The following is a 24,376-nucleotide window of genomic DNA, read 5'->3' as shown; positions in this document are numbered from 1 at the left end:
CACCTTCAGTGATATGCGCGCCCTGACCGACCTGCCCAATGACCCTGGCCCCTCCCTCCAACTGGGCCTGCCGGGCTTCACCTTCGAGGACCTCTACCGCCCGCGCGGCCTGCGCCGGCTGGCCCAGAGCTTCGACGCACGGCTCGCCGAGGACGAGCCGGAGCTGTTCCAGGCGTTCGACGCCTATCGCAAGTCCCAGGGCAAGAGCCTCACCGGCCCCGCCGAGTCCGACCTGCTGGTGCGCGTGGCCCGCCACATGTCGCGCTTCGTCGCCCGGCTCTTCCGCGTCGAGTCCGAGCTCGACAGGCTGATGGGCCACCTCAAGGGGGAGCTGCCCCTCTTCGACTTCAAGCGCGAGTTCATCACCCGCCGCGTCTTCAAGAAGGGCGCCCCGGACCGCCCGACGCTGGCCGAGTTCCCCTCGCTGGACGGCCGCATGCGGCGGATGCTCCAGCTGGGCTTCCCGGAGGCGCTCTCCACCGGCGACTTCGAGCGCGGGCTCGCCGAGTCCGTCCTCAGCCTGATGGAGCTCGAGCGCCTGTTCTCCGGCAACCTCCCCGCCGAGCAGCAGGAGAAGGCCCCTGCCCTGCGCGAGCGCTGGACGGCCCTGCGCGCAGCGCTCGTGGCGACCCCGGAGGGCCGCGAGGCGTTCGGCTCCAGCCTGGTCACCCAGGGCGATGACGCCGCGGAGCTGCAGGCCGTGCGCGCCCTGCTGTCGCTGGCGGACCGCTGGACGTACGCGCGCGCGCTGCACCCGGAGACCAAGGACCAGTTCCACGCGTGGCCCACCCACCGCGTGCCCAAGCCGCTGGTGTTCGACCAGCTGGTGCATCTGCAGCGTCCGGACGCCGAGCTGCCCGAGGCCACCGAGGGCCTGGAGCACCACCTGCGCCACCGCGACGGCTTCAAGCTCACCGACCGCCGGGGCACCCAGCGCGACGTGATGAACGAGGTGGACTACTGCGTGCTCTGCCACGAGCGCCAGAAGGACTCCTGCTCCACGGGCTTCCCCGCCAAGGACAAGGTCGCCGAGGGTCACAGCTACAAGAAGAACCCCCTGGGCATCCCCCTCACGGGCTGCCCCCTGGACGAGCGCATCTCCGAGGCCCACCTGCTCAAGCGCGAGGGCAACTCGCTGGCGGCGCTGGCCATGGTGACGCTGGACAACCCGATGTGCCCGGGCACCGGCCACCGCATCTGCAACGACTGCATGAAGGCCTGCATCTTCCAGAAGCAGGAGCCGGTGAACATCCCCCTGGCGGAGACGGCCGCGCTGACGGACGTGCTGGACCTGCCCTGGGGCTTCGAAATCTACGGCCTGCTCACGCGCTGGAACCCGCTCAACGTGCGCCGGCCGTACGCGCTGCCCTACGTGGGCCGCAACGTCATGGTCGTGGGCCTGGGCCCCGCCGGCTACACGCTGTCGCACTACCTGCTCAACGAGGGCTTCGGCGTCACGGGCGTGGACGGCCTCAAGATTGAACCGTTCTCCGACGAGCTGGTGGGCCGCAACGGCCACGCGCTCACGCCCATCCGCGACTGGCGCTCGCTGACGCGCGAGCTGGACGAGCGCGTGCTCGAGGGCTTCGGCGGCGTGTCCGAGTACGGAATCACCGTGCGCTGGGACAAGAACTTCCTCACGCTCATCCACCTGACGCTGGCCCGGCGCGAGGGCTTCCGCATCCACGGCGGCGTGCGCTTCGGTGGCACGCTCACCATCGAGGACGCGTGGGAGCTGGGCTTCGACCACGTCGCCATCGCCGCCGGCGCCGGGCGCCCCACCATCATCGGGATGAAGAACAACCTCATCCGGGGCATCCGCAAGGCGAGCGACTTCCTCATGGCGCTGCAGCTCACCGGCGCCTTCAAGAAGGACTCGCTGGCCAACCTCCAGGTGCAACTGCCCGCCATCGTCATCGGCGGCGGCCTCACCGGCGTCGACACCGCCACGGAGCTGATGGCGTACTACCCGGTGCAGGTGGAGAAGGCGCTCGCGCGCCACGAGAAGCTCGCCGCGGAGCTGGGCGAGGAGGCCGTCTTCGCGCGGCTGGACGCCGAGGAGCGCGCCACCTACCAGACCTTCCTGGAGCACGGCCGCGCGGTGCGCGCCGAGCGTGAGCGCGCGAAGGCCGAGGGCGGCACGCCCGACTTCATCAAGCTGGTGCGCGCCTGGGGCGGCGTCAGCCTGGCCTACCGCCGCAGCCTCACCGAGTCCCCCGCCTACCGCCTCAACCACGAGGAGGTGACGAAGGCGCTGGAGGAGGGCATCCGCTTCATCGAGCGGATGAGCCCCGTGGAGGCCATTCCGGACGCGACAGGCGCGGTGCGCGCGCTGCGCTTCGAGCGCATGGTGACCGTCGACGGCAAGCTCAAGGGCAGCGGCCAGTTCTTCGAGCTGCCCGCGCGCACGGTGTGCGTGGCCGCCGGCACCTCGCCCAATGTCACGTACGAGCGCGAGTATCCGGGCACCTTCCAGCTCGACGAGGGCGGCGACTACTTCCAGGGCCACTCCCTGGTGGAGACGGCGGACGGCTTCACGCTCGAGCGCGTGGAGGCCAGCGAGGACCTGGACGCCAAGGTGGGCTTCTTCACGTCGTACGCGAAGGACGGCCACTTCATCTCCTTCTACGGCGACAACCACCCCACCTACGCGGGCAACGTGGTGAAGGCCATGGCCAGCGCGAAGGACGGCTACGGTGAGGTGGCCCGCCTGTACGCGAAGGAGGTGGCCGCGCTCGACTTCGACGACGAGGTGGCCCAGGCCCGCCGTGACGAGCAGCGCGCCGCGCACTTCGCGAAGCTGGACGCCGCGTTCAACGCCACCATCGTCGCCGTCAAGCGCCTCACGCCGACCATCGTGGAGGTGGTGGTGAAGGCGCCCTTCGCGGCCAGCCACTTCCAGCCCGGCCAGTTCTACCGGCTCCAGAACTTCGAGCGGAACGCGCCCGTGGTGGACGGCATGCGCCTCACCATGGAGGGCCTGGCCCTCACCGGCGCGTGGGTGGACAAGGAGAAGGGGCTGATGGGCACCATCGTGCTGGAGATGGGCTCGTCCTCGCGCCTGTGCTCCGCGCTCACCCCGGGCGAGAGCGTGGTGCTGATGGGCCCCACGGGCGCGCCCACGGAGATTGGCCACAACGAGACGGTGGTGCTCGTGGGCGGCGGCCTGGGCAACGCGGTGCTCTTCTCCATCGCCCGCTCGCTCAAGGCCGCGGGCTGCCGCGTCGTCTACTTCGCCGGCTACCGGCTCAAGTCGGACTCCTTCAAGCAGGACGAAATCGAGGCGGGCACGGACCAGATTGTGTGGTCCGTGGACACCGGGGAGACGATCGAACCCCGGCGCCCGCAGGACTCGGCCTTCCGAGGCAACGTGGTGCAGGCCATGCTGGCCTACGCCGAGGGCAAGCTCGCCGCGCCCTCGCTCATCCCGCTCTCGGAGGTGGACCGCATCATCGCCATCGGCTCGGACCGGATGATGCGCGCGGTCGCCGAGGCCCGCCACGGCGTGCTCCAGCCGTACCTGAAGCCGGACCACGAGGCCATCGGCTCCATCAACTCGCCGATGCAGTGCATGATGAAGGAGATCTGCGCCCAGTGCCTCCAGCGGCACGTGGACCCGCGCACCGGCAAGGAGACGTGGGTCTTCTCCTGCTACAACCAGGACCAGCGCCTGGACCAGGTCGACTTCGTCAACCTGAACCAGCGGCTGCGCGGCAACACGGTGATGGAGAAGGTCGCCGACCTGTACCTGGCGCAGCTGCTCAAGAAGGCCCCGCACCTCAAGCGCGTGTGAGGGGCCTCGCGCGTCTTCACCGTCGTGTGCCGGTGAAGACGCGCAGCATCTCCTGGTAGTTCTTCATCAGCTCGTCCTCGCGCGTGAGCACCACGTCCACGTTGGCGTCGCCGTACTCGCGGCGCACGTCGGTGAGCTTCTGGAAGGACTCCACCTGGCGGCGCATGGAGGCCACCTGCGCGGCCAGCTCCTCGCGCTGCTCCTGCGGCAGCTTCTGCTGGAGCTCCTCCAGCTTGCGCAGCTCGTCCTCGTACTGGAGCGTGCGCCCCAGCTGCCGCTGACCGATGACGGCCGTCACCACCTGGGCCAGCCCGTTGATGTCCGCCACGCTCAGCCCCGCGGACGCCCGGGCCTCCGCCTCCGCCTTGGCCTTGGCCTCCACCACCTTGAGGCCCGCGCGCACCTCCGCCATCGCCTCCGGCGTGCCCGCATCCACCAGCACCCCCAGCCCCTGCAGCCCCTTCACCTGCGAGCCGTACACCTCCAGCATCCGCCGCTGGTAGGCCACGTAGGCCGTCAGCTTCTCGGGCGTCACGACATAGGCCGCGCCGACCTCGGCCGCCTCCAGGGCGTCCAGCCCGGCGGCGCCCGCATCCTCCACCCCGGGTGCCTCACTACCCGCGGCCCCATCCTTCTTACATCCCGAGAGGGCCAGCGCCCCCGCCAGGACCCACAGCGCCTTGCGCATCCGGACTCCTTCCCTGAAGAGACGGCTCGTCAGCCCCCGCGTGTATGCTGCGCGGACGCGTGCGGAGGAGGGCGGCCCCCTCCTGTCTGTCACGTTGAAGGTTGTTCAGGCCACTGAACAATCGCCGCATTACCTTTGACCAACCCGGCGGCGGTCGTGTACGAACCGCGGTCCGGTTGCTCCGGTGGAGGGACTTTGAGGATTTTCCTGGTTAGGCACGGCGATGCGGACGCGGAGATCCCCGAGGGTCTCGGCGATGAAGCACGCTGGCTCACGGCGAAGGCGCGAGCGAACACGGCGGCACACTTCGCATCGTTGTCCGAGCGCATGGGGCCCATCAGCCTCATCCTGACCAGCTCGCTGGTTCGCACGGTGCAGACGGCGCAGATCCTCTCCATGGCGATGAAGTACGAGGGGCTGCTGCAGGTGCACAAGAGCCTGCTGCCGGACATGCCCGTGGGCACGGTGGACTCGCTCATCAAGGAGCACGAGGGCGAGAACCTGGTCCTCGTCGGCCACCAGCCGACCATGGGCGCGCTGGCCGCTCACCTGCTCGGGATGCAGTCGTTCCCCAAGCCCGTCAACCCGGGCACTGTCATCGCCCTGGAGCGTGCCGAGGGTGAGAACGCGCAGTACAAGCTCCTGTTCTACGCGGCCCCCGGCCACCCGGTCCTCGACGTCATCCAGTGAGGGCCCCCGGTCGGCCATGATGGACGAAGCACGCTACAACCAGCTCGTCGCCGCCGTGTTCAAGCGGATGCTCGCCGCGGCGGACGCCATCGACCCGGACGTGCTGGAAGCCGAGAGCACGGGTGACATGCTCACCCTGACGGCCCGCTCCCGGGAGAAGTGCATCGTCAACACCCAGCGCGCCGTGAAGCAGATCTGGGTGGCGGGTCAGGGCCAGGGCATCCACTTCAGCCACGACGAGGCCACCGGCACCTGGCTGGACGACAAGGGCCGGGGCCTGGAGCTGTTCCGGTTCGTCGCCGACGTGGTGCACCACATCAGCGACGTGGACTTCGTCTACCCGTCCTGATTCCGGCTGGCGTCGCTGGCCACCTCCACCCAGTCGCCTCCCGCCGCCTGCGCGCGTCGCAGCGCGTCTCCCGCGTCCTTCAGCATCCCGCCGAAGCTGATCTGCTGGACGGGAGCGCCCGGCCCCGCGCCCTTCCCCGCCGGAGGCTCCGACACGGAGACACCGACCGAGGCCGTGCCCGCGGGCAGCGAGGTGACGCCCTTGAGCTTCTCGCGCAGGCGCTCGGCCACCACCCGGGCTCCCGAACGGGGCGTGTGCGGCAGGAAGACGACGAAGCGGCTGTCCGCGAAGGGCACCGCCACGTCGATGTCGCGCACCCCCGCCACCAGCAGGCCCAGCGTCTCCGCCAGGGCGCCCTTGCGCGCGGCCGGCGCCAGCGATGAGGCCCGCTCCTGGAAGCGGTCCAGCTCCACCATCAGCAGGGCGATGGGGTAGCGGTAGCGGCGGCTGCGCTTCACCTCCATGAACATCAGCCGCTTGAGGAACTCGAAGTCCGCTGACGTCGCCCCCACGGGGGCCTGCGGCGTGCGCGGCGCTGGAGGCTCCACCGGCGCCGGAGTCACGGGCGCCGGAGCGGCCTGGGGCGCGCGCCGGGCCTCCTCGCGCTGCACCAGCAGCGACACGCACGTCAGCACCGTGGCGCGCTTGAGGGGGCCCACCAGGCTGCCGTCCGCGCCCGACTGCAGGGCGCGCTCGTCGGCGTGCTCCTCGTCCGGCGGGTACATGAGCAGCACGGGCGCCGTGAGGCCCTGGGCGCGCACGCCCCGGCACAGCGCCTCGCCGTCCAGCGCTCCCGTGCCGGAGGCCAGGAGCACGGAGGGCGGACGCTCCCGGGCGGCGCGCAGCGCCTCGTCGACGCTGGCCACCCACGCCACCTCGTGGCCGGCGCCCTCGAGGTACCGGCGCAACACACCCGCCACCGGAGCGGCGGGCTCGGCCAGGAGCACGAAGGCCATCAGACCGACATGACCTCCTTCTCCTTCGCCTGGACGATGGAGTCGACCTGCTTGACGCCGTCGTCGGTCTCCTTCTGGACCTTCTCCGTGATTCGCTTCTGGTCGTCCTCGGTGATCTTCTTGTCCTTCAGCTGCGTCTTGAGGACTTCGTTCGTGTCGCGGCGGATGTTGCGGATGGCGACCTTGTGGTCCTCACCCTTGGTCTTCACCTGCTTGGCGATCTCCTTGCGGCGCTCCTCGGTGAGCGGCGGGAAGGGCAGGCGGATCATCTCCCCGTCGTTCATGGGGTTGATGCCGAGGTTGGCCTCGCGCAGGGCCTTCTCGATGTCCTTCAGGACGCTCTTCTCCCACGGCTTGATGGTGATGAGCCGGGGCTCCGGGGCGTTGACGCTGGCCACGCCGGACAGGGGCGTGGGCGTGCCGTAGTAGTCCACGCGGACGTTGTCGAGGATGGCGATGTTGGCGCGCCCGGTGCGCACCTTGGTCAGCTCGCGCTTGAGGTCCTCGAGCGTCTTGTTGATGCGCTCCTTCAGCTCTTTGACGAGGTCGTCGCTCATTTGCGTGTTCTCCTTGAACTCTGGAATCGGGATGAGTGCGTGACGTCAGGCCCAGACCGTCTCACTGCCGCCCACGACGGTACCAATCTCACCGCCGCCCAGCACCGCGCGGCGGATGTTCCCCGGCACGGTGAGGTCGAAGACGATGATGGGCAGCTTGTTGTCCATGCACAGCGAGATGGCCGTGGAGTCCATCACATTGAGGTTCTGCTTCAACACATCCATGTACGTCAGCGAGCGGTAGCGGCGCGCGGTGGGGTCCTTCTTCGGGTCCGCGCTGTAGATGCCGTCCACCTTGGTCGCCTTGAGGATGACCTGGGCGTTGATTTCCATGGCGCGCAGCGACGCGGCCGTGTCCGTGGTGAAGTACGGGTTGCCCGTGCCCGCGGCGAAAATCACCACGCGGCCCTTCTCCAGGTGGCGCACCGCGCGCCGGCGGATGTAGGGCTCGGCGATCTGCTCCATCTTGATGGCGGACAGCACGCGCGTGTGCAGGCCCTTCTTCTCCAGCGCGTCCTGCATGGCCATGGAGTTGATGCACGTGGCCAGCATGCCCATGTAGTCCGCGCTGGCCCGGTCCATGCCCTCCGTCGCCCCGGCGACGCCGCGGAAGATGTTGCCTCCGCCAATCACCAGGGCCACCTCCACGCCCGCTTGCGCCAGCTCGATGACCTCATCGGCGATGGCGCTGAGTGTGGGTGGGTGGATGCCGTACTTCCCCTCTCCCATCAGGGCCTCGCCCGAGAGCTTGAGGAGAATGCGCTTGTATCGGAGCGGTTGGGTCGTGTCGGAGGACATGCGCGTCCGCTTCTATCCCCCGGATTGCGGCATATCAACGCCCGAGTCGGACAAGGCGGCCACACCGTCCACGGCCAACGCCCCGAGGGCCCCCTGGACCCCTCCAGGCGCCACCAAAAGAGGAGGGCCGCGTCCCCCGGCTCCCCAGCAGGGAGTCGGAAGGGTCGCGGCCCTCGGGGCCAACCAGGAGGACCTCCGAGCGAGGCCCTGGGGAATCAGCCCTGGCCCAGCGTCTTGGCCACTTCGGCGGCGAGGTCGTCCTTCTTCTTCTCGATGCCCTCACCCACCTCGAAGCGGACGAAGCGGCGCACGGAGACCTTCTCGCCAATCTTCGCGGCGCGCTCGGTGATCATCTCGCCGACCTTCTTCTTGTCGTCCTTCACCCACAGCTGGTCCACGAGGCAGACCTGCGTGTAGTACTTCTCCATCTTCCCGACGAGGATCTTCTCGAGCATCGCCTCGGGCTTGCCCTGCTGCTTGAGCAGCTCGCGCTCGATCTCGCGCTCCTTCTCGAGGTTCTCGGAGGGCACTTCCTCGCGGCGGACGAACTTGGGGTTGGCGGCGGCGATCTGCATGGCCACCTCCTTCACCAGGTCCTGGAAGTCCGGGTTGCGCGCGACGAAGTCGGTCTCACAGTTGACCTCCACCAGCACGCCGATGCGACCGCCGTGCACGTAGGTGCCCACCAGACCTTCGGCGGCGACGCGGCCTTCCTTGCCGGCGGCGCGGGAGATGCCCTTCTTGCGCAGCCACTCCTCGGCCTTCGTGAAGTCGCCGCCGGACTCGGCCAGCGCCTTCTTGCAGTCCATCAGGCCCGCGCCGGTCCGCTCGCGGAGGTCCTTCACCATCTGGGCGGTCACTTCGGCCATGTTCTTCTCCTGCCTCCGCCACCACGTGGGCGCCATGCGCCGGGCGGAGCATTGATGTTCAAGGGGTACGGCGTACGACGGGAAACACGGACGGCCGGGTGACAGGCGTTCTGCTCCGCCACCCGGCCGCCACGAAGACACTGGAGTGAAACGGGGGGATTACTCCGCCGCCGTCTCGCCCGCGGCCTCGCCGCCCTCGGTCGCGGGCTGCTCGGCGACGGCCGGCGCGCCCTTCATCTCGACGAGGGGGCCACGGCGCTCGCCGCCACGGTCACGGTCGCCACCACGGCGGTCGCCGCCGCGGTCATTGCGGCGCGGGCCACGGCGGTCATCACGCTCACGGCGGTCGTCACGGCCCTCGCGCTCCTCCTGCTCGTCGCGCTCCGCCGCGCCCGAGGCACGGTAGCGGGCCGCGCCCTCGATGCAGGCCTCGGCGATCTTCGACGTGAAGAGCTTGATGGAGCGGATGGCGTCGTCGTTGCCGGGAATCACGAAGTCGATGCCGTCCGGATCGCAGTTCGTGTCGACCAAGCCAATCACGGGGATGCCCAGGCGGGTCGCCTCGTGGATGGCGATGTGCTCCTTCTTCGGGTCGATGATGAAGACGCAGCGGGGCAGCTTGGACATCTCCTTCACGCCGCCCAGGTTCTTCTCGAGCTTCTCGCGCTCGCGCTCCAGCGAGGCGACTTCCTTCTTGGGCAGGCGCTCGAAGGTGCCGTCCTCGGCCATCTTCTCCAGCGTCTTGAGCCGGTCGATGCCCTGCTTGATGGTCTTGAAGTTGGTCAGCGTGCCACCCAGCCAGCGGCTGGTGACGAAGAACTGACCGGCGCGCGAGGCCTCCTCGCGGATGACGTCCTGCGCCTGCTTCTTGGTGCCGACGAAGAGCACCGAGCCACCGCGGGCCGTCACGTCCGCCACGAAGCGGAAGGCCGAGCGGGCCATGGTGACGGTCTTCTGGAGGTCGATGATGTAGATGCCGTTGCGGGCACCGAAGATGTACGGCTTCATCTTCGGGTTCCAGCGCTTGGTCTGGTGGCCGAAGTGGACGCCGGCCTCCAGGAGCTGCCGCATCGTGATGCCGCCGGCGGCGGCCATGGCCTGCTGCTGGTTCTGCGTTTCCTGCGTGTCGATCGACATGTTGTTTCTCCGGTTCATCCGCCACACCCGATGCGAAGCTCCGGCCGTGACATCCGGGAGAGGGCCGCTCCTTCCGGAGGGGCTCACCCACGGTTGCACCGGCGACCGGCACGGGCGTGTGTGAAGTGGGTACGACTCGGGGTAGATACCCCCACCCCAGACTACGAGGCGGGGCGTCCTTAACAGAACCCTTCCGGGCGGCGCAAGCTTCGCCTCACCGTCCGTGCCGGGAAGCAGGCGGAAGGCCCCCTCCCCCACCCTCCAGGCGCCCTCCGTGTCCCCTAAACACCACCGGCGCGGACCACCGCCCGGACCTCGGGGCGGCGCCGCGCCGGCGCGTGGGACACCGTGGGAGCGACAGGCGGCCTAGACGTTGGCCTCCGCCGCGCCGTGGCACTTCTTGTACTTGCGGCCGCTGCCGCAGGGGCAGGGATCATTGCGGCCCACGCGGGGGCCCTGCTGGGCCGCCGGAGGACGGGCCGCCTGGGCGACGGAGGCCTCGTCCAGCTTGCCCTCCGCCGTGCCGCGCCCCTCCACCGCCTTGCGCTGCTGCTGGGCCAGCTGCCGCTGGATGCGGACGGCCTCTTCCTCGGCGCTGGTGGCCGAGCGCGGCTGCACGCGCATGAGCTGGGAGACGAACTGCGCCTTGATGGAGGCCAGGGTCTGGATGAAGCCCTGGTAGCCCTCGCGCTTGTACTCCTGCTTCGGGTCCTTCTGGCCGTAGCCACGCAGGCCGATGCCCTGGCGCAGGTGGTCCATGCCCAGCAGGTGCTCCTTCCAGAGCCGGTCGATGGTCGCCAGGTAGTTGTACTGGAGGAAGCGCAGGAAGTTCTCGCCGAACTCCTCGTCGCGCTGGCGGAAGACCTTCTCCGCCGCCCGGTAGATGTGGTCCTGGAGCTCGTCGCGGTTGCCGACGTTGTCGAAGTTCATGTCCAGGTCGAACGTCTCCTTCACCGTCCTGGTGAGGGAGGCCAGGTCCCACCCGTCCGAGCTCTTCGTCGGCGCGTACGTGTCCACCGTGGAGACGATGACGTCCTCCACCGCGTCCAGCACCATCTCCTTGAAGTCCGCCCAGCTCACCATCCGCTCGGAGCGGCTCTTCACCCGCGTCTTCGGGTCCTCGGTGAACTCGACGAGCGGCAGGCCCGCGCCCGCGGCCAGCACCTGACGACGCAGCTTGTAGATGGTGCGCCGCTGCTGGTTCATCACGTCGTCGTACTCGAGCAGGTTCTTGCGGATGTCGAAGTTGTGTCCCTCGACGCGCTTCTGGGCCCCCTCGATGGCGCGGGTGAGCCAGATGTGCTCGATGACCTCGCCCTCCTCCATGCCCAGCCGCTCCATCAGCCCCTGGATGCGCTCGGAGCCGAAGATGCGCATCAGGTCATCCTCGAGGGAGAGGAAGAACCGGCTGCCACCCGGGTCACCCTGACGACCGGCGCGGCCGCGCAGCTGGTTGTCCACGCGGCGCGACTCGTGGCGCTCGGTGCCGATGATGAACAGGCCGCCGGCCGCCATCACCTCCTCGCGCTCCTTCTTGGTCTCCGCCTCCAGCTTCGCCTGCGTGTCGGCGAGCTTCTGCTCCCACTCGGCCAGGGCCTGCTGGTACGCGGCCTGCGGGTCCGGCTGGGCGACCGCGCCCTCGACGGGGGCCTGCGGGGCCACGGGCGGAGGGGCCTCCGGCGGGGGGCCCACGGCCGCCTTCGCCAGCACCTCCGCGTTGCCGCCCAGGAGGATGTCCGTGCCGCGGCCGGCCATGTTGGTGGAGATGGTGACCGCGCCCTTGCGGCCCGCCTGCGCGACGATGTCCGCCTCGCGCTGGTGCTGCTTGGCGTTGAGCACGTTGTGGGGGACGCCCCGCTTCTTCAGGAAGTTGGACACCACCTCGCTCTTCGCGATGGAGACCGTGCCCACCAGCACCGGCTGCCCCACCTTGTGCAGCTCTTCAATCTGCGCGGCCACCGCCTCGAACTTCTCGCGCTCCGTCTTGTAGACCACGTCCTGCTGGTCCTTGCGGATGTTGGCGCGGTTGGTGGGGATGACGCGCACGTCCAGGCTGTAGATCTTCGCGAACTCCTCCGCCTCCGTGTCCGCGGTGCCCGTCATGCCGGACAGCTTGGAGTACATGCGGAAGTAGTTCTGGAACGAGACGGTCGCCAGCGTCTGGTTCTCGTTCTCGATCTTCACGCCCTCCTTGGCTTCAATCGCCTGGTGGAGGCCGTCGGACCAGCGGCGGCCCGGCATCTGGCGGCCGGTGAACTCGTCGACGATGACGACCTCGCCGTCCTTCACCACGTAGTCCTTGTCGCGCTTGTAGAGCGTGTGCGCGCGCAGGCCCTGCTCGACGTGGTGGAGGGTTTCAATCTCACCCGGGTCGTACAGGTTGGAGACGCCCAGCCGCTTCTGGAGCTTGTCGATGCCGTCGTCCGTCAGCGACACGGAGCGGTGCTTCTCGTCCAGGGTGAAGTCCTGGTCCGGGACGAGGCCGGGGATGACCTGGTCCACCCGGTAGTACTTGTCCGTGCTGTCCTCGGTGGGACCGGAGATGATGAGCGGCGTGCGGGCCTCGTCGATGAGGATGGAGTCCACCTCGTCGACGATGGCGTAGTTCAGCTCGCGCTGGACGTAGTCCTGCAAGCGGAACTTCATGTTGTCGCGCAGGTAGTCGAAGCCGAACTCGTTGTTCTGCCCGTACGTGATGTCCGAGCGGTACGCCTCCTGGCGCTGCTTGTCGGACAGCTCGTGGAGCACGCAGCCGGTCGTCATGCCCATGAACTTGTAGACCCGCCCCATCCACTCCGCGTCGCGGCGGGCGAGGTAGTCGTTCACCGTCACGACGTGCACCCCGCGCCCGGACAGGGCGTTGAGGTAGCTGGGCAGCGTGGCCGTCAGCGTCTTGCCTTCACCGGTGCGCATCTCCGCGATGCACCCCTCGTGGAGGAACATGCCGCCGATGAGCTGCACGTCGTAGTGGCGCTGGCCGATGACCCGGCGCGAGCCCTCGCGGATGAGCGCGAAGGCCTCGAACAGCATGCTGTCGAGCGACCGTCCGTTCTGGATCTCCTGCTTCAGCCGAGCCGTCTCGGCGGGAAAGTCCTCGTCCTTGAGGGCCCGCATCCGGCTTTCCAGCTCGTTGATGCGGATGACCTTCTCGCGGGCCTTCTTGAGCTCGCGCTCATTCTTGGTCCCGATGAGCTTCTTCAGCGTCCATTCGATCATTCGTTGACTCTCTCGCGGCCGGAGAATCCTCGAAGGACGGCGGCGAGTGAAGGGAAATCCCTGGAGATGTAAGGGAGGGCTGGTGGGAAACCACGCGCGCCTCCGTAAACTTCCTCTCGGCCGGTTGCCCAGCGCGCATCGGTTCAGAGTAAAGCGGAACCGAGCCCACGCAATGTCCCCTTCACGAAATCCCCGCCGCCGGCCTGTCCGGGGCGCTTCCTCCAAGCCCCCCGCGCGCCGCCCCGGCCCTCCGCCCTCCAGGAAGCCCTCCTCCTCGAAGGCCCAGGCCGCCCCAGCGCGCCCCACGCCGCCCCCCGCCCCACCGAGGGCGCGGATTCCCTCCATGCCCGCACAGACGCAGCCGCCGGTGGCCGGGCGCTGGCTGTGGACGTGCCGGGCGGGCTTCGAGTCGCACCTCTTCGAGGAGCTCGCCTGGGCGGGAGCGGCGCCCCGGCTCCTGGGAGACGCCCTGGTGGAGAGCGAGCGGAGCCCGAGCCCTCCTCCGGCCTTCGCGCGGGCGGGCTACCAGGTGGTCGCCTCCCTGCCCCCTGGCGCGCCCGAGGTCCTGGCGGAGGCGGCGGCCCGGTCCATCGGCGCCCTGCCTGGGACGGGGCCGTGGCTTCTCCAGTCCTTCACGCCCGACAGCCCTCGGGGCAATCCCCTGGCGACGACGGCAGAGGCACTGGAGGCGGCGGTGAAGGCGCGGCTCCCCTCGGAGCGGTTGCTCGAGGATGGGGCCCGGGCGAAGGAGGCGGGCGCGCGGCTCGTCGCGCTCTGCGTCGCCCCGGATGGCGTGACGGTGGTGGGCAGCATCTTCGCGCGGGAGGCACTGTCGCTGGCCCCGGGTGGACGCCGGCGCATGCGCCGCGAGGTCGAGTCCCCTTCGCGGGCGGCCATGAAGCTGGAGGAGGCGCTGGACGGGCTGGCCTTCGAGCCCGGGCGCGGCGACGTCTGCGTGGACCTGGGCGCGGCGCCAGGTGGGTGGACGCAGCGACTGGTGTCCCGGGGCGCGCGGGTGGTGGCGGTGGACCCCGCGAAGCTGATGCCTGAGCTGGCGTCCCATGGCCGGGTGAAGCACGTGCAGGAGAGCGCCTTCGCCTACGCGCCCGAGGAGCCCGCCGACTGGCTCTTCTGCGACATGGCCTGGCGCCCGCTGGAGGTGGCGCAGCTGCTCGCCAAGTGGGGGCGCCGGGGCTGGGCGAGCCATCTGGTGGCCAACATCAAGCTGCCCATGAAGGACAAGAACCCGGTCCTCGTGCGCGTGCGGCACACGCTCGTCGAGGAGGGCGGCTGGGAGGGCCTCACCGTCCGCCAGCTCTACCATGACCGGGACGAGGTCACGGTGACAGCCCACCGCCTTCGCTGACAGTCGAGCGGGAAGCGCCTGCGCGAGGGCGCGCGACGCGCTAGAGAAGCGCCTGAGATGCCCTATCCGCTCGACGACGCCACCGCCACCGCCCTCATCGCCTTGTATCCCTGGGTGCTGACCCGCTCGCCCCAGGCCCCCGTGCAGGCCGCCGTCGAGGCCCTGCTCCAGGCCGAGCAGGCCCGGCGCGGCCATCCGGACGCGAAGACGGGCGCGCTCCAGGTGCCCGCCCTCACCCAGGGCAGCCTCCTGAAGGAGGAGTACGACCTGTCCACCCACGCCCACCACGACGGCTGGCGAGTGGGGGCCGTCATCGCCGACGTGAAGGGCATGATTTCGCACAACGCGCGCTTCGGCTTCGGCGTCGGCGACGCGATTCTGCGCACCACCGTGGAGTCGCTCGGTGCGCAGTACCCGGGCGCAAAGGTGATTCGCCTGCACCCGGATGCCTTCGCGGCGCTCCTCGTCCCCACCTCGCAGCTCACCGTGAAGGAGGACCTTGCGGGCCCCACCCACGAGCGACTGGTCCAGGACGTACGTCGCGTGCTGCCCGAAGGTACGCCCGACGCCGAGGTGCCGGAGTGGACGGTGAGCCTGCTGGAGGTGACGGTGGACGCGCCCTCTCACTGGCAGGTGCTCGGGCCCCTCATCTGGGCCGAGCTGGAGCGCGCGCACGTCATGCAGCGCAGCGGCAGGGCCGAGGGGCTCCAGCGTCGCCGGCTGCGCCTGGACGCCTCCATCCCCGGGCAGGCGACGTTCCTCTGACGGGAGGGACGCGTCGCTGCGGCGCCACGCCGCACATCGGGAGCACGGCCTCGGAGTCGAACTCGTCTGGACGCGTCCATCCCCAGAGAGGCCACCTGCCGCTCACGGGACGGACGCGTCGCTTCTGGCGCCGCATTCCCATCCGGCACACGGGCTCCGAGTCGAATCTGGAGGAAGGAGCGGCCCGGTGCCTCCACCGGGCTTCGCGGTCTCATGGGGACTCTCGTAAGCCCGCCTTCCGAGGACCGCGCTTCGGAGCACCTGTCACCGGGGCAGACCTGCCAGGGTCCGGCGTCCCGCGCGTGTCACGTGCTCCCAAACCACCTGCCCCGAACAAGCCGCCCGGGGCCCTGCGCGCCTCGGCCTACTCCTCGAGGATGAACTTGCGCGGGTTCTGCGGGATGCCGTTGACGCGGACCTCGTAGTGCAGGTGCGGTCCGGTGGAACGGCCCGTGTTGCCGACCGCGGCGATGAGCGCGCCGCGCTTCACCCGGTCACCGGCCTTCACCAGCATCTTCGCCAGGTGGCCGTAGCGCGTCTTGATGCCGTAGCCGTGGTCCACGACGATGACGTTGCCGTAGCCACCCTCCAGGCCCGCGAACACCACCGTGCCGTCCGACGGCGCGTACACTTCCTTGCCGTGCGGGGCCGCGATGTCGAGGCCCGAGTGCATCACCCGGTCCGCCGTGTACGGGTCCACGCGCTGACCGAAGTCGCTCGTCACCCAACCGCGCGCCGGCCACACCGACGGCGTGGAGGCAAGCAGCGACTTCTGGTCCTGGAAGTACGCCTGCAGCTCCTGGAGGCTCTGCTCCTGCCGGGTGGCCTCCGCGCTCAGCTTGTCCAGCCGGCCCATCAGCAGCTTGGGCGTCTCCGTCGTCGTCAGCTGGGTGAACTGGGTGTCCGTCGTCGGCACCCGCGCTTCGGGCTCCGTGGGGCCCATCGCCAGGTTGCGCTGCGGGTCCGACAGCAGCGTCATCGCGCGCAGCTTCTGGTCGAAGCGCTCCACCCGGTCCAGCGTCGAACCGATGTGCTCGATGCGCTCACGCACCGACTTGAGCTGCGAGCGCAACGTCAGGTTCTCATCCCGGAGGATGCGGTTCTCCGAGGCGTCCGCGGCGACCTGGAAGTAGTGGATGCTCGCGCCCGCGCCCAGTCCCACGACCAACATCAGCCCCATCCCCACCTGCATGAGGAACGAGCGCTGGATGGTGTACCGCTTCACCGGCGCGTCGTGGTCCGGGATCACCATCAACGTGAAGGACTTTTTCGCCACGGGACAGCTCCCTGCTTGCGTGGGACATCCGGCGCCAGAAGCTAAGTCGCTCCCCGGCGCTCAACACCTCCCCCCACCGCCACACCCCTCCAGCTCCGTCACCTGACGGCGTCTGTCAGGATTGGAAACGTTTGGGCAGCTACCATTCAGCTTCCAAGAGTGTCAAGGTCAACAGTGACCTGACGAGGTGTTTGCCGGCCACCACTTCGTGAGTCGCCGTCAGGCGGCGACCCGCACCAGGATGACGGTGATGTTGTCGTCGCCGCCGCGCTCGTTGGCGAAGTCGATGAGGCGCTTGGGGATGTCCTCGAAGGACTTCGCCTGGGCCACCACCTCGTGGATCTCCTTGTCCTCGAGCATGTTGGCCAAACCGTCCGAACACAGCAGGAACACGTCGTTGGGCTCGGAGACGAGCCCCATGACGTCCACCTGCACCTCCTCCTCGAAGCCGACGGAGCGGGTGATGATGTTCTTGTAGCGGGAGTGCTTGGCCTCCTCCGGCGTGATCATCCCGGCCTTGATCTGCTCGTTGACCAGCGAGTGGTCCTCGGAGATCTGCTGGATGAGGTCACCCCGGATGAGGTAGGCGCGGCTGTCTCCCACGTGCGCGAAGAAGGCGTGCTCCTCGCGGACCACCAGGGAGATGACGGTGGTGCCCATGCCGGACAGGCGTGGGTCCTCCTGCGCCGCCGTGTAGATGGCGAGACATGCCTTCTCCACGGCCGTGCGCAGCGCCTCCGGAATCGGTGAGTCCTGGAGGTGCGGCACGGAGAGGAAGGGGTTGTCCTTTCCTTCCCGTGCCCGGCGCAGCTCCTTGTCGATGGTCTCGACGGCGATGCGCGACGCGGTACCACCTCCCGCGTGACCGCCCATGCCGTCCGCCACGACGTAGAGCTGGAGCTCATCGTCGATGAGGAAGCTGTCCTCGTTGTGGTTACGCTTCCGCCCGACGTCCGTCAGGCCAGCGGAAACGACTTTGAGGCGGGAGGCCGCGGTCTGCCCTGCGGTGTTGGACACACCAAGGATGCTATGTGAGACCCAAGGATGGGGCAAGGACACGGATGACCTTGCAGCGCGTCAAGCCGTCCGCCTGAGGCGTCCCCGGGGTCCCCCCTCGGGTCCGGACTCCCGGCGGGTCCTGGGCGCCCCCAGGGAACGGTGGGCCGAGCGCACCAGGGCCTCCGCCGCCCCCAGCGCCTCACGCGTCACCTCCACGCCGGACATCATCCGGGCCAGCTCCCGCGTCCGTTCGCTGCCCGCCGCCAGGACCGTCACCTGGGAGACGGTCCGCTCGCCCTTCACCGCCTTGCGGATGAGCAGGTGCGCGTCCGCGTAGGCCGCCACCTGCGGCAGGTGGGTGATGCAGAGCACCTGACGGTGGCCGCTCACCTCCTTGATCATCCGCCCGACGACGTCGGCAATCGCGCCGCTGACGCCCGCGTCCGCCTCGTCCAGCACGTACGAGCCGCACGCGTCGCTGTCCGCCAGGGCCCGCTTCAGGGCCAGCAGCAGTCGGCTCGCCTCGCCGCCCGAGGCCACCTTCGCCAGGGGCCGGGCGGGCTCGCCGGGGTTGGCGCTGAAGAAGAACTCCACGTCGTCCAGGCCGTCCGGACGCAGCACCTCTCCAGGCGTCACGCGCACCTCGAAGGCCGCCTTGCCCATGGCCAGGTGCCCCAGGCCCTCGCGCACCTGCGCGGAGAACTCCACCGCGCTCTTCGTGCGGGCCCGCGACAGCGCCAGGGCCGCCTTGCGCGCGCGCTCCTCCACCTTGCGGCGCTCCGAGGCCAGCTCCTCCAGCACCTCCTGGCGGTTCTCCAGCGTGCCCAGCTCGGCCTCGATTTCGCCGCGCTTCTTGAGCACGCCGTCCAGCGTGGCGCCGTGCTTGCGGCACAGCCGCTTCAGGCCATCCAGCCGCTCCTCCACGTCCCGCAGGCGCGACGGGTCCGACTCCAGGCCCTCCACGTACCGGTTGAGCCGCCGCTGCGCCTCCTCCAGCTCCGACAGCGCCGTGCTCAACGACTGCGCCACGGGCGCAAGCGTCGCGTCGCACTTCACCGCGTCGTGCACCAGCCCCAGCGCGCGGCCCACCGTCTCCAGCGCCGAGGACTCGTCGCCGGCCACCAGCAGCTCCGCCTCCGCCCCGTGGCGCTTGAGCTTCTCCGCGCTCGACAGGCGCTTGCGCTCGGCGTCCAGCCGCGTGTCCTCGCCCGCCTCCGGGTCCAGGCGCGAGATTTCATCGAGCTGGAAGCGCAGGAACTCCGCGCGCTCGCGCACCTTCGCCTCGTCCCCGCCCAGGGCCTCCATGCGCGCGTCCACCTCCCGCAGCGCCTGGTACTCCCCGAAGTAGGTCGCCAGCGGCGCCTCCATCTCCCCGTACCTGTCCAGGAGCACCCGGTGCAGGCCGGAGTCGAAGAGGCTCACGTGCTCGTGCTGTCCGGCGAGGTCCACCGCCCCCCGCGTCAGCTTCCCGAGCACGCCCACCGTCACCAGCGCGCCGTTGACGTAGACCTTGCCCCTCCCGGTGCGCCCCAGCACCCGGCGCACCAGCACCTCGTCCCCGAGGTCCGGCAGGCCCAGCTCCTCCAGGCGTGTGCCCAGGACTGGCGTCCGCGCGAAGACGCCCTCCACGGACGCCTCCTCGCAGCCGGCGCGGATGACATCCGCGTCCGCCCGCCCTCCCAGCAGCAAGCCCAATGAATCCACGAGGATGGACTTGCCCGCACCTGTCTCACCCGTGAGGACGGTGAGGCCGGCTCCGAACGCCACCTCCACCTCCTCGATCACCGCCACGTTCGAAATCCGCAGACCCAGCAGCACGCGCGCCCTCCAATGTCCGTACGACGGCCCTGGCACTGAACACCCTAACAGGTCCCCCTGACACTGCACAGGCATTCAGCCCAACCGGACGGACGGAGGGCGGGTGAGGGCGGGGCCCGTTGGAGCCCCAACCCTTTGTTCCGACTCAGGTCTCGGTGAAGAGCTCCTGGATGTCCTGCTCGGTGAGCGTGCGGGCCATCTCGTCGCCCTCCCCACCGAGGACGCCCGCGGCGAGGTCGCGCTTGCGACGCTGCAGGGAGAGGATCTTCTCCTCCACCGTGCCGCGGGTAATCAGCTTGTAGCTGATGACCGCGCGCGTCTGGCCGATGCGGTGCGTACGGTCCGTGGCCTGGTCCTCGACGGCGGGGTTCCACCACGGGTCGAAGTGGATGACGTAGTCGGCCGCCGTGAGGTTGAGGCCGGTGCCGCCCGCCTTCAGCGAGATGAAGAACAGGGGCGGTCCGTCCGGGCGGTTGTACTCGTCCACCTTGCCCATGCGGTCCTTGGTGCGACCGTCCAGGTAGAGGTAGCGCAGACCCTTCTTGTCCGCCTCCTGCTTGAGCAGCTCCAGCATCTCCGTGAACTGGCTGAACACCAGGGCGCGGTGGCCTTCCGCCACCAGGTCCTCCACCAGCTCCAGGAAGCGCTCCACCTTCGCGCTGGGCGGCAAGAGCGTCCCGGGAGGCAGCTTGAGCAGGCGTGGATCACAACACACCTGCCGCAGGCGCATCAGCGCGGCCAGAATCGACACGCGGCTGCGCTTGAAGCCGACCTTCTCGATGCTCTCGCTGACCTTGCGTTTGCTCTCCTCCATCACCTCCCGATAGAGCGCGGCCTGGCCGGGCTCCATCTCGCACCACGCGACGCTCTCCGTCTTCGGCGGCAGGTCCTTGGCCACCTCCGTCTTCAAGCGGCGCAGGATGAAGGGCTGGATGCGGCGGCGCAGCCTGTCCCGGGCCGACGCGTCGTTGGCCACCTGGATGGGCTGCTCGTAGCGGTCTCCGAAGCTGTCCGCGCTGCCCAAGAAGCCCGGCATCAGGAAGTCGAAGATGCTCCACAGCTCCGACAGCCGGTTCTCCAGCGGCGTACCGGTGAGCGCCAGGCGCGTGTCGCTCGGCAGCGACTTGCACGCCTGCGCCGTGGCGCTGTCCGCGTTCTTGATGTTCTGCGCCTCGTCCAGGATGACGAAGCGGAAGCCCACCTGGGACAGCTGGTCCAAGTCGCGTCGCACCAGCGCGTAGGACGTGAGCACCAGGTCCATGCCCTTCAGGTCCTCGGCGCGCTCCTTGCGGTCCTGCCCGTGCCACACCATGGCCTTGAGGCCCGGCGTGAAGCGCTCCGCCTCGCGCTCCCAGTTGGCGAGCACGCTGGTGGGCGCCACCACGAGCGACGGCTTGCGGCCCTCCTCGTTGGCCATCTTCTGCAAGAGGCTGAGCGACTGGACCGTCTTTCCCAGACCCATGTCGTCCGCGAGGATGCCGGACAGGCCGTGGCGGCGCAGGAACCAGAGCCAGGACAGGCCCGCCTCCTGGTAGTGACGCAGCGTCGCCTGCAGCCCGTCGGGCACCGCCACCTTCGGCACGCCCGCCGTCTCGCGCAGCTCCAGCATCGCCTGGCGCGCCTTCGCCTCCACCTCGGTGAACTCCCCCAGGTCCGCGAGCAGGTCCAACGCCACCGCCTGGTGCAGCGGCAGCCGCGTGCGCGAGCGGCCCGGCATGGCGCCCGCCTCCTCCAGGAGGTCCGCCACGCGCTTGAGCTCGACGGCGTCCGCCTCCGCGAAGGTGCCGTCCTTGAGCGGCACGAAGCGCCGCCCCGAGTCCAGCCACATGCGCACCGCGCCCAGGTCCACCGCCTGGTCGTCGGTGACGAACTCGGCGTCCAGGTCGAACCACTGCACGCCGCTCATGCCCACGCGGATGCGCGGCTTGAGCTTGGGACGCAGCCGCACCTTGGGCGCCTGCACGCCGAAGCGCTCCCACTCCGCCGGCAAGGACGCCAGGCCCCGCGCCCAGAACTCCAGCGCCACGTCACCCGTCGCGTCGAACGCCTGCGACTGCGGCTCGAAGCGCAGGCCCAAATCGAGCAACTGCTTGCCCGCGGCGCGCTCCAGGTCCTCGCGGCGGCGGTACAGCTTGCGGCTGTCCCCGCCCACGCCGCTGGCGTAGCCCAGGTGCGTGGCCGTGGGGGACACCGGCGCCGTGGTCTGCCCGTAGCGCGCGGCCAGCTGAACCTTCACCTTCTCCGGGTTGCCCTCGAGCGTCAGCACGAAGTGCGGCTCGACCGCCTCGTCGACCTCGATGTCGTCCGCCTTCAGCGACATGCGGAAGCGCGGCAGGTGCGCGGCGAAGAAGGTCAGCACGCGGTCCAGCTGTCCCGAGGGGAAGGACATGTTGGGCTCGAGCAGCCACTTGCGCAAAAGGCGCGGCGGGAAGTCCGGCTCCACCGGGTGGAGGTTCTGCGCCTGGATGACCCAGGTGCGCCGCCCCGACAGGATGATGACGTCCTTGAGCGAGAAGCTGCCCCCGTCCGGGAACAGCAGCTCGATGCGCGCCGTGGCGCCGTCCGGCCGGGACTCCAGCCGGATCTGCGGGCGCACGGGTGTCTCCGTGTTGATGAGCGCGGTGCCCCGGTAGATGACCCGGCGCTGGCGCAGGATGTCCATCACCTCGCTCAGGTCCTCGTCGGAGAGCACCAGGCGCGAGTCGTAGCGGTGCTCGTGGCGGGAGAGCGCCATGAAGACGCGCTCGTCGGCCGGGGACAGCCGCCCGCCCGTCTGCAGCGTGCGCTTGACGTGGATGGGGCCCTTGGTCTGCGCGTCCTGACGACGCACGTCCACCACCCACTGACGGGTACCGGCGTTCGTGTTCGCCGCCGTCAGCCGGTAGAAGAACTCGTAGTCCGGCTGCGAGGACAGGCCCAGCCAGCTCTCCACCTTGGCGAGCGCCGGCAGGTTCGCGGCGTCCACCGGAGGCGAGTCCGGCTCGATGGGGACCTCGTTGTCCACGACCTCGTTGCTGGCGCCGGACGCGGTGGCCTGTGGCTGCTGCTCCACGGGCTGGGGCGCCACCGGCTGCGGGCGAGGCGGAGGACGGAAGCGCGCGGCATAGATGAGCGCCGCGGCGACGACGTGCTTGCAGTGGGGGCCATCCGCGTTCCACGACTGACAGGTGCAGGTGGACGTGGCCTTGCCGTCCCCCAGCGCAATCACGACTTCATAGCGCTCGCCGGTGGAACCGGCGACCTGCGCGCGGATGTGGTCCCCTTCGCGCTGGAGCCCGAAGACGCGGCGCGACTCCGCCACCTCCCGGCCCTTCTTGAAGATGGTGGGTTGGACTTCGGCCTTCAGGGCCCTGAGCCACTGGGTGTCCTGAGGAGGGAGGGCGTCTCGGATGTCGGCGGTGGATTGCACGGCTGGCACAGGCCCCAGGCTCCTAGCGCCGGGGAACCCCTGCCACTAGCACAGCAAGGGGGCTCCCGCTCGCGGGAAATGTGGATGAGTCCGCCAGCGGAAGCAGCCACCGGCATCAGGCTATGAGAGCATCAACGTTCGCCATGACCCGGACCGTCCGCCCCCGTGTCTTCGTGACCCGCCAGTTCCCCGGGGAGGCCCTCGGGCGACTGGGCAGGCTCGTGGACCTCCACGTCTGGCCCCAGGAGCTGCCACCCTCCCGTGACACCCTGCTCGCCGAGGCGGCCCGCTCCCAGGGGCTCGTCACCCTGCTGACGGACCGGGTGGACGCTCGCCTGCTTGCCCAGGCCCCCAGCCTGCGGGCGGTCAGCAACGTGGCCGTCGGCTACGACAACATCGATGTACCGGCCTGTACGCAACGGCGGGTGGTGGTGGGTAACACCCCCGGCGCCCTCACGGAGACGTCCGCGGACTTCGCCTTCGCGCTGATTCTGGGCCTCGCCCGGCGCGTGGCGGAGGCGGACGCCCATGTCCGGGCGGGGCACTGGCGCACCTGGAGCCCCACCCTCCTGTTGGGGACGGATGTGTACGGCGCCACGCTGGGCATCGTCGGCCCCGGGGCCATCGGCTCGGCGGTGGCCCGGCGCGCGAGGGGCTTCGGGATGCGCATCCTCTATGTGGGCCGCGAGCCCAGGCCCGCGCTGGAGCAGGAGACGGGGGCCCGGCGCGTGGACAAGGCCACGCTGCTCTCCGAAGCGGACATCCTCACCCTACACGTGCCGCTGACGCCCCAGACGCGGCACTGGGTGGGGCGCGCGGAGCTGGCGGCGATGAAGCCCGGGGCGCTGCTCGTCAACACCGCGCGTGGCGGCGTGGTGGACCCGGACGCGCTCGTCGAGGCCCTGCGCGAGGGCCGCCTGGGCGGCGCGGCCCTGGACGTGACGGACCCCGAGCCGCTGCCCCAGGACAGTCCGCTGCTGGGCCTGCCCAACGTCCTGCTGGCGCCCCACATCGCCAGCGCCACGCACGCCACCCGGGGGCGCATGGCCTCCATGGCGGTGGACAACCTGTTGGCCGCGCTGGACGGACAGCGGCCTCCTCACTGCGTCAACCCCGAGCTCTTCCCATGACCCTGCCCGCCGCGAGCCTCGCCGACACCACCCTCGTCGATGACCTGAAGGCCCGTCTGCGCGACGTGCCGGACTTCCCCAAGCCCGGCATCGTCTTCAAGGACATCACCCCCGTGCTGGCCGACCCGAGGCTGTTCGGCCGCGTCATCAACGCCATGTCCGCGCCCTTCCGGGGACAACACATCTCCAAGGTGGTGGGCGTCGAGGCGCGGGGCTTCCTGCTGGGCGCGCCCATGGCCCTCGCGCTGGGCGCGGGCTTCGTCCCCGCGCGCAAGCCGGGCAAGCTGCCCTATCGCTCCGTCGTCGAGCGCTACTCGCTGGAGTACGGCGCGGACGGCCTGGAGATACACGAGGACGCCCTGGCCCCGGGTGAGCGCGTGCTGGTGGTGGATGACGTCCTCGCCACGGGCGGCACGGCGGAGGCCACGGGGCGGCTCGTGAAGCGGCTGGGTGGAGAGCTGGTCGGCTTCAGCTTCCTCATCCACCTGGGCTTCCTCGACGGTGGCAAACGCCTGGCGCCCACGCCCGTGACGAGCCTGCTGACGTTCTGAGGCAAGGGC

At 69.7% G+C, this 24,376-nt stretch carries 18 protein-coding genes; 7 read left to right on the top strand and 11 right to left on the bottom strand.

Annotated elements, in window-relative coordinates:
* Window positions 1-13 precede the first annotated feature (13 nt).
* Window positions 14-3,793 (top strand): FAD-dependent oxidoreductase, encoded by a 3,780-nt coding sequence (locus VZQ01_RS31780; protein ID WP_426745507.1) that lies wholly within the window; start codon window positions 14-16, stop codon window positions 3,791-3,793.
* 16 nt (window positions 3,794-3,809) lie between these two features.
* On the opposite strand, the gene VZQ01_RS31775 is transcribed toward VZQ01_RS31780, so the two are convergent.
* The gene (locus VZQ01_RS31775) at window positions 3,810-4,394 is read right to left on the bottom strand and encodes a hypothetical protein (RefSeq protein WP_426745506.1); all 585 of its coding nucleotides are present in this window, start codon (window positions 4,392-4,394) and stop codon (window positions 3,810-3,812) included.
* A gap of 282 nt (window positions 4,395-4,676) precedes the next feature.
* Here VZQ01_RS31775 and VZQ01_RS31770 point away from each other — a divergent pair, with 282 nt between their 5' ends.
* Both VZQ01_RS31770 and cyaY read left to right on the top strand, forming a co-directional pair.
* Window positions 4,677-5,171, top strand: a complete 495-nt coding sequence (locus VZQ01_RS31770; protein WP_141328200.1) for a SixA phosphatase family protein — start codon at window positions 4,677-4,679, stop codon at window positions 5,169-5,171.
* Window positions 5,172-5,187: 16 nt separating this feature from the next.
* Window positions 5,188-5,520: an iron donor protein CyaY gene (gene cyaY / locus VZQ01_RS31765; protein WP_223745364.1), complete on the top strand. Its 333-nt coding sequence runs from the start codon at window positions 5,188-5,190 to the stop codon at window positions 5,518-5,520.
* Here the strand turns inward: cyaY and VZQ01_RS31760 are convergent.
* The 6 genes from VZQ01_RS31760 to secA all read right to left on the bottom strand — a co-directional run bounded on the left by VZQ01_RS31760 (window position 5,508) and on the right by secA (window position 13,053).
* On the bottom strand, window positions 5,508-6,476 hold the full coding sequence (locus tag VZQ01_RS31760) for a diguanylate cyclase (protein ID WP_223745363.1): 969 nt from the start codon (window positions 6,474-6,476) through the stop codon (window positions 5,508-5,510). The two genes, cyaY and VZQ01_RS31760, sit on opposite strands and share 13 nt — an antisense overlap.
* The gene (gene frr, locus VZQ01_RS31755) at window positions 6,476-7,033 is read right to left on the bottom strand and encodes a ribosome recycling factor (RefSeq protein WP_141328206.1); all 558 of its coding nucleotides are present in this window, start codon (window positions 7,031-7,033) and stop codon (window positions 6,476-6,478) included. The genes VZQ01_RS31760 and frr overlap by 1 nt, the downstream gene beginning before the upstream one ends.
* A gap of 45 nt (window positions 7,034-7,078) precedes the next feature.
* The gene (pyrH, locus tag VZQ01_RS31750) at window positions 7,079-7,831 is read right to left on the bottom strand and encodes a UMP kinase (protein WP_223745362.1); all 753 of its coding nucleotides are present in this window, start codon (window positions 7,829-7,831) and stop codon (window positions 7,079-7,081) included.
* Window positions 7,832-8,046: 215 nt separating this feature from the next.
* The gene (gene tsf, locus VZQ01_RS31745; protein WP_223745361.1) at window positions 8,047-8,700 is read right to left on the bottom strand and encodes a translation elongation factor Ts; all 654 of its coding nucleotides are present in this window, start codon (window positions 8,698-8,700) and stop codon (window positions 8,047-8,049) included.
* 159 nt (window positions 8,701-8,859) lie between these two features.
* Complete coding sequence (rpsB, locus tag VZQ01_RS31740) at window positions 8,860-9,837, bottom strand: 30S ribosomal protein S2 (protein WP_370640295.1); 978 nt, start codon at window positions 9,835-9,837, stop codon at window positions 8,860-8,862.
* 366 nt (window positions 9,838-10,203) lie between these two features.
* Entirely contained in the window at window positions 10,204-13,053 is a 2,850-nt protein-coding gene (secA, locus tag VZQ01_RS31735) for a preprotein translocase subunit SecA (protein ID WP_426745505.1), read from the bottom strand.
* A 343-nt stretch (window positions 13,054-13,396) separates the two neighbouring features.
* Here secA and rlmM point away from each other — a divergent pair, with 343 nt between their 5' ends.
* On the top strand, window positions 13,397-14,419 hold the full coding sequence (gene rlmM, locus VZQ01_RS31730; RefSeq protein WP_426745504.1) for a 23S rRNA (cytidine(2498)-2'-O)-methyltransferase RlmM: 1,023 nt from the start codon (window positions 13,397-13,399) through the stop codon (window positions 14,417-14,419).
* Window positions 14,420-14,476: 57 nt separating this feature from the next.
* Window positions 14,477-15,184: a nucleotidyl cyclase domain-containing protein gene (locus VZQ01_RS31725; RefSeq protein WP_267700037.1), complete on the top strand. Its 708-nt coding sequence runs from the start codon at window positions 14,477-14,479 to the stop codon at window positions 15,182-15,184.
* A 364-nt stretch (window positions 15,185-15,548) separates the two neighbouring features.
* Here VZQ01_RS31725 and VZQ01_RS31720 read toward each other — a convergent pair whose 3' ends face one another.
* The 4 genes from VZQ01_RS31720 to VZQ01_RS31705 form a co-directional block, all read right to left on the bottom strand.
* Window positions 15,549-16,460, bottom strand: coding sequence for a M23 family metallopeptidase (locus tag VZQ01_RS31720; RefSeq protein ID WP_141322888.1), 912 nt, complete (start codon window positions 16,458-16,460; stop codon window positions 15,549-15,551).
* A gap of 219 nt (window positions 16,461-16,679) precedes the next feature.
* Complete coding sequence (locus VZQ01_RS31715; protein ID WP_046715334.1) at window positions 16,680-17,477, bottom strand: Stp1/IreP family PP2C-type Ser/Thr phosphatase; 798 nt, start codon at window positions 17,475-17,477, stop codon at window positions 16,680-16,682.
* A 60-nt stretch (window positions 17,478-17,537) separates the two neighbouring features.
* A complete protein-coding gene (gene recN, locus VZQ01_RS31710) occupies window positions 17,538-19,277 on the bottom strand; it encodes a DNA repair protein RecN (protein WP_223745356.1) in 1,740 nt (579 codons plus the stop codon).
* A gap of 145 nt (window positions 19,278-19,422) precedes the next feature.
* Window positions 19,423-22,695 (bottom strand): DEAD/DEAH box helicase, encoded by a 3,273-nt coding sequence (locus VZQ01_RS31705; RefSeq protein ID WP_408889628.1) that lies wholly within the window; start codon window positions 22,693-22,695, stop codon window positions 19,423-19,425.
* A 134-nt stretch (window positions 22,696-22,829) separates the two neighbouring features.
* On the opposite strand from VZQ01_RS31705, the gene VZQ01_RS31700 reads away from it, so the two are divergent.
* Both VZQ01_RS31700 and VZQ01_RS31695 read left to right on the top strand, forming a co-directional pair.
* A complete protein-coding gene (locus tag VZQ01_RS31700; protein WP_426745503.1) occupies window positions 22,830-23,816 on the top strand; it encodes a 2-hydroxyacid dehydrogenase in 987 nt (328 codons plus the stop codon).
* Complete coding sequence (locus VZQ01_RS31695) at window positions 23,813-24,367, top strand: adenine phosphoribosyltransferase (RefSeq protein WP_223781941.1); 555 nt, start codon at window positions 23,813-23,815, stop codon at window positions 24,365-24,367. Before VZQ01_RS31700 ends, VZQ01_RS31695 begins: the two co-directional genes overlap by 4 nt.
* Window positions 24,368-24,376: the final 9 nt, after the last annotated feature.

Origin of the sequence: Myxococcus faecalis (assembly GCF_050039385.1) — a bacterium.
GTDB classification, from domain to species: domain Bacteria; phylum Myxococcota; class Myxococcia; order Myxococcales; family Myxococcaceae; genus Myxococcus; species Myxococcus fulvus.
The sequence above is the reverse complement of the archived record's forward strand: the minus strand, read 5'-3'. Positions and strand labels throughout refer to the sequence as shown.

Bases quoted from the DNA above. Each gene is read 5' to 3' on its own strand.
- VZQ01_RS31780 (WP_426745507.1), top strand. From the start codon at position 14: ATGCGCGCCCTGACCGACCTGCCCAATGACCCTGGCCCCTCCCTCCAA.
- cyaY (WP_223745364.1), top strand. From the start codon at position 5,188: ATGATGGACGAAGCACGCTACAACCAGCTCGTCGCCGCCGTGTTCAAG.
- VZQ01_RS31760 (WP_223745363.1), bottom strand. From the start codon at position 6,476: ATGGCCTTCGTGCTCCTGGCCGAGCCCGCCGCTCCGGTGGCGGGTGTG.
- frr (WP_141328206.1), bottom strand. From the start codon at position 7,033: ATGAGCGACGACCTCGTCAAAGAGCTGAAGGAGCGCATCAACAAGACG.
- pyrH (WP_223745362.1), bottom strand. From the start codon at position 7,831: ATGTCCTCCGACACGACCCAACCGCTCCGATACAAGCGCATTCTCCTC.
- tsf (WP_223745361.1), bottom strand. From the start codon at position 8,700: ATGGCCGAAGTGACCGCCCAGATGGTGAAGGACCTCCGCGAGCGGACC.
- rpsB (WP_370640295.1), bottom strand. From the start codon at position 9,837: ATGTCGATCGACACGCAGGAAACGCAGAACCAGCAGCAGGCCATGGCC.
- secA (WP_426745505.1), bottom strand. From the start codon at position 13,053: ATGATCGAATGGACGCTGAAGAAGCTCATCGGGACCAAGAATGAGCGC.
- rlmM (WP_426745504.1), top strand. From the start codon at position 13,397: ATGCCCGCACAGACGCAGCCGCCGGTGGCCGGGCGCTGGCTGTGGACG.
- VZQ01_RS31725 (WP_267700037.1), top strand. From the start codon at position 14,477: ATGCCCTATCCGCTCGACGACGCCACCGCCACCGCCCTCATCGCCTTG.
- VZQ01_RS31700 (WP_426745503.1), top strand. From the start codon at position 22,830: ATGACCCGGACCGTCCGCCCCCGTGTCTTCGTGACCCGCCAGTTCCCC.
- VZQ01_RS31695 (WP_223781941.1), top strand. From the start codon at position 23,813: ATGACCCTGCCCGCCGCGAGCCTCGCCGACACCACCCTCGTCGATGAC.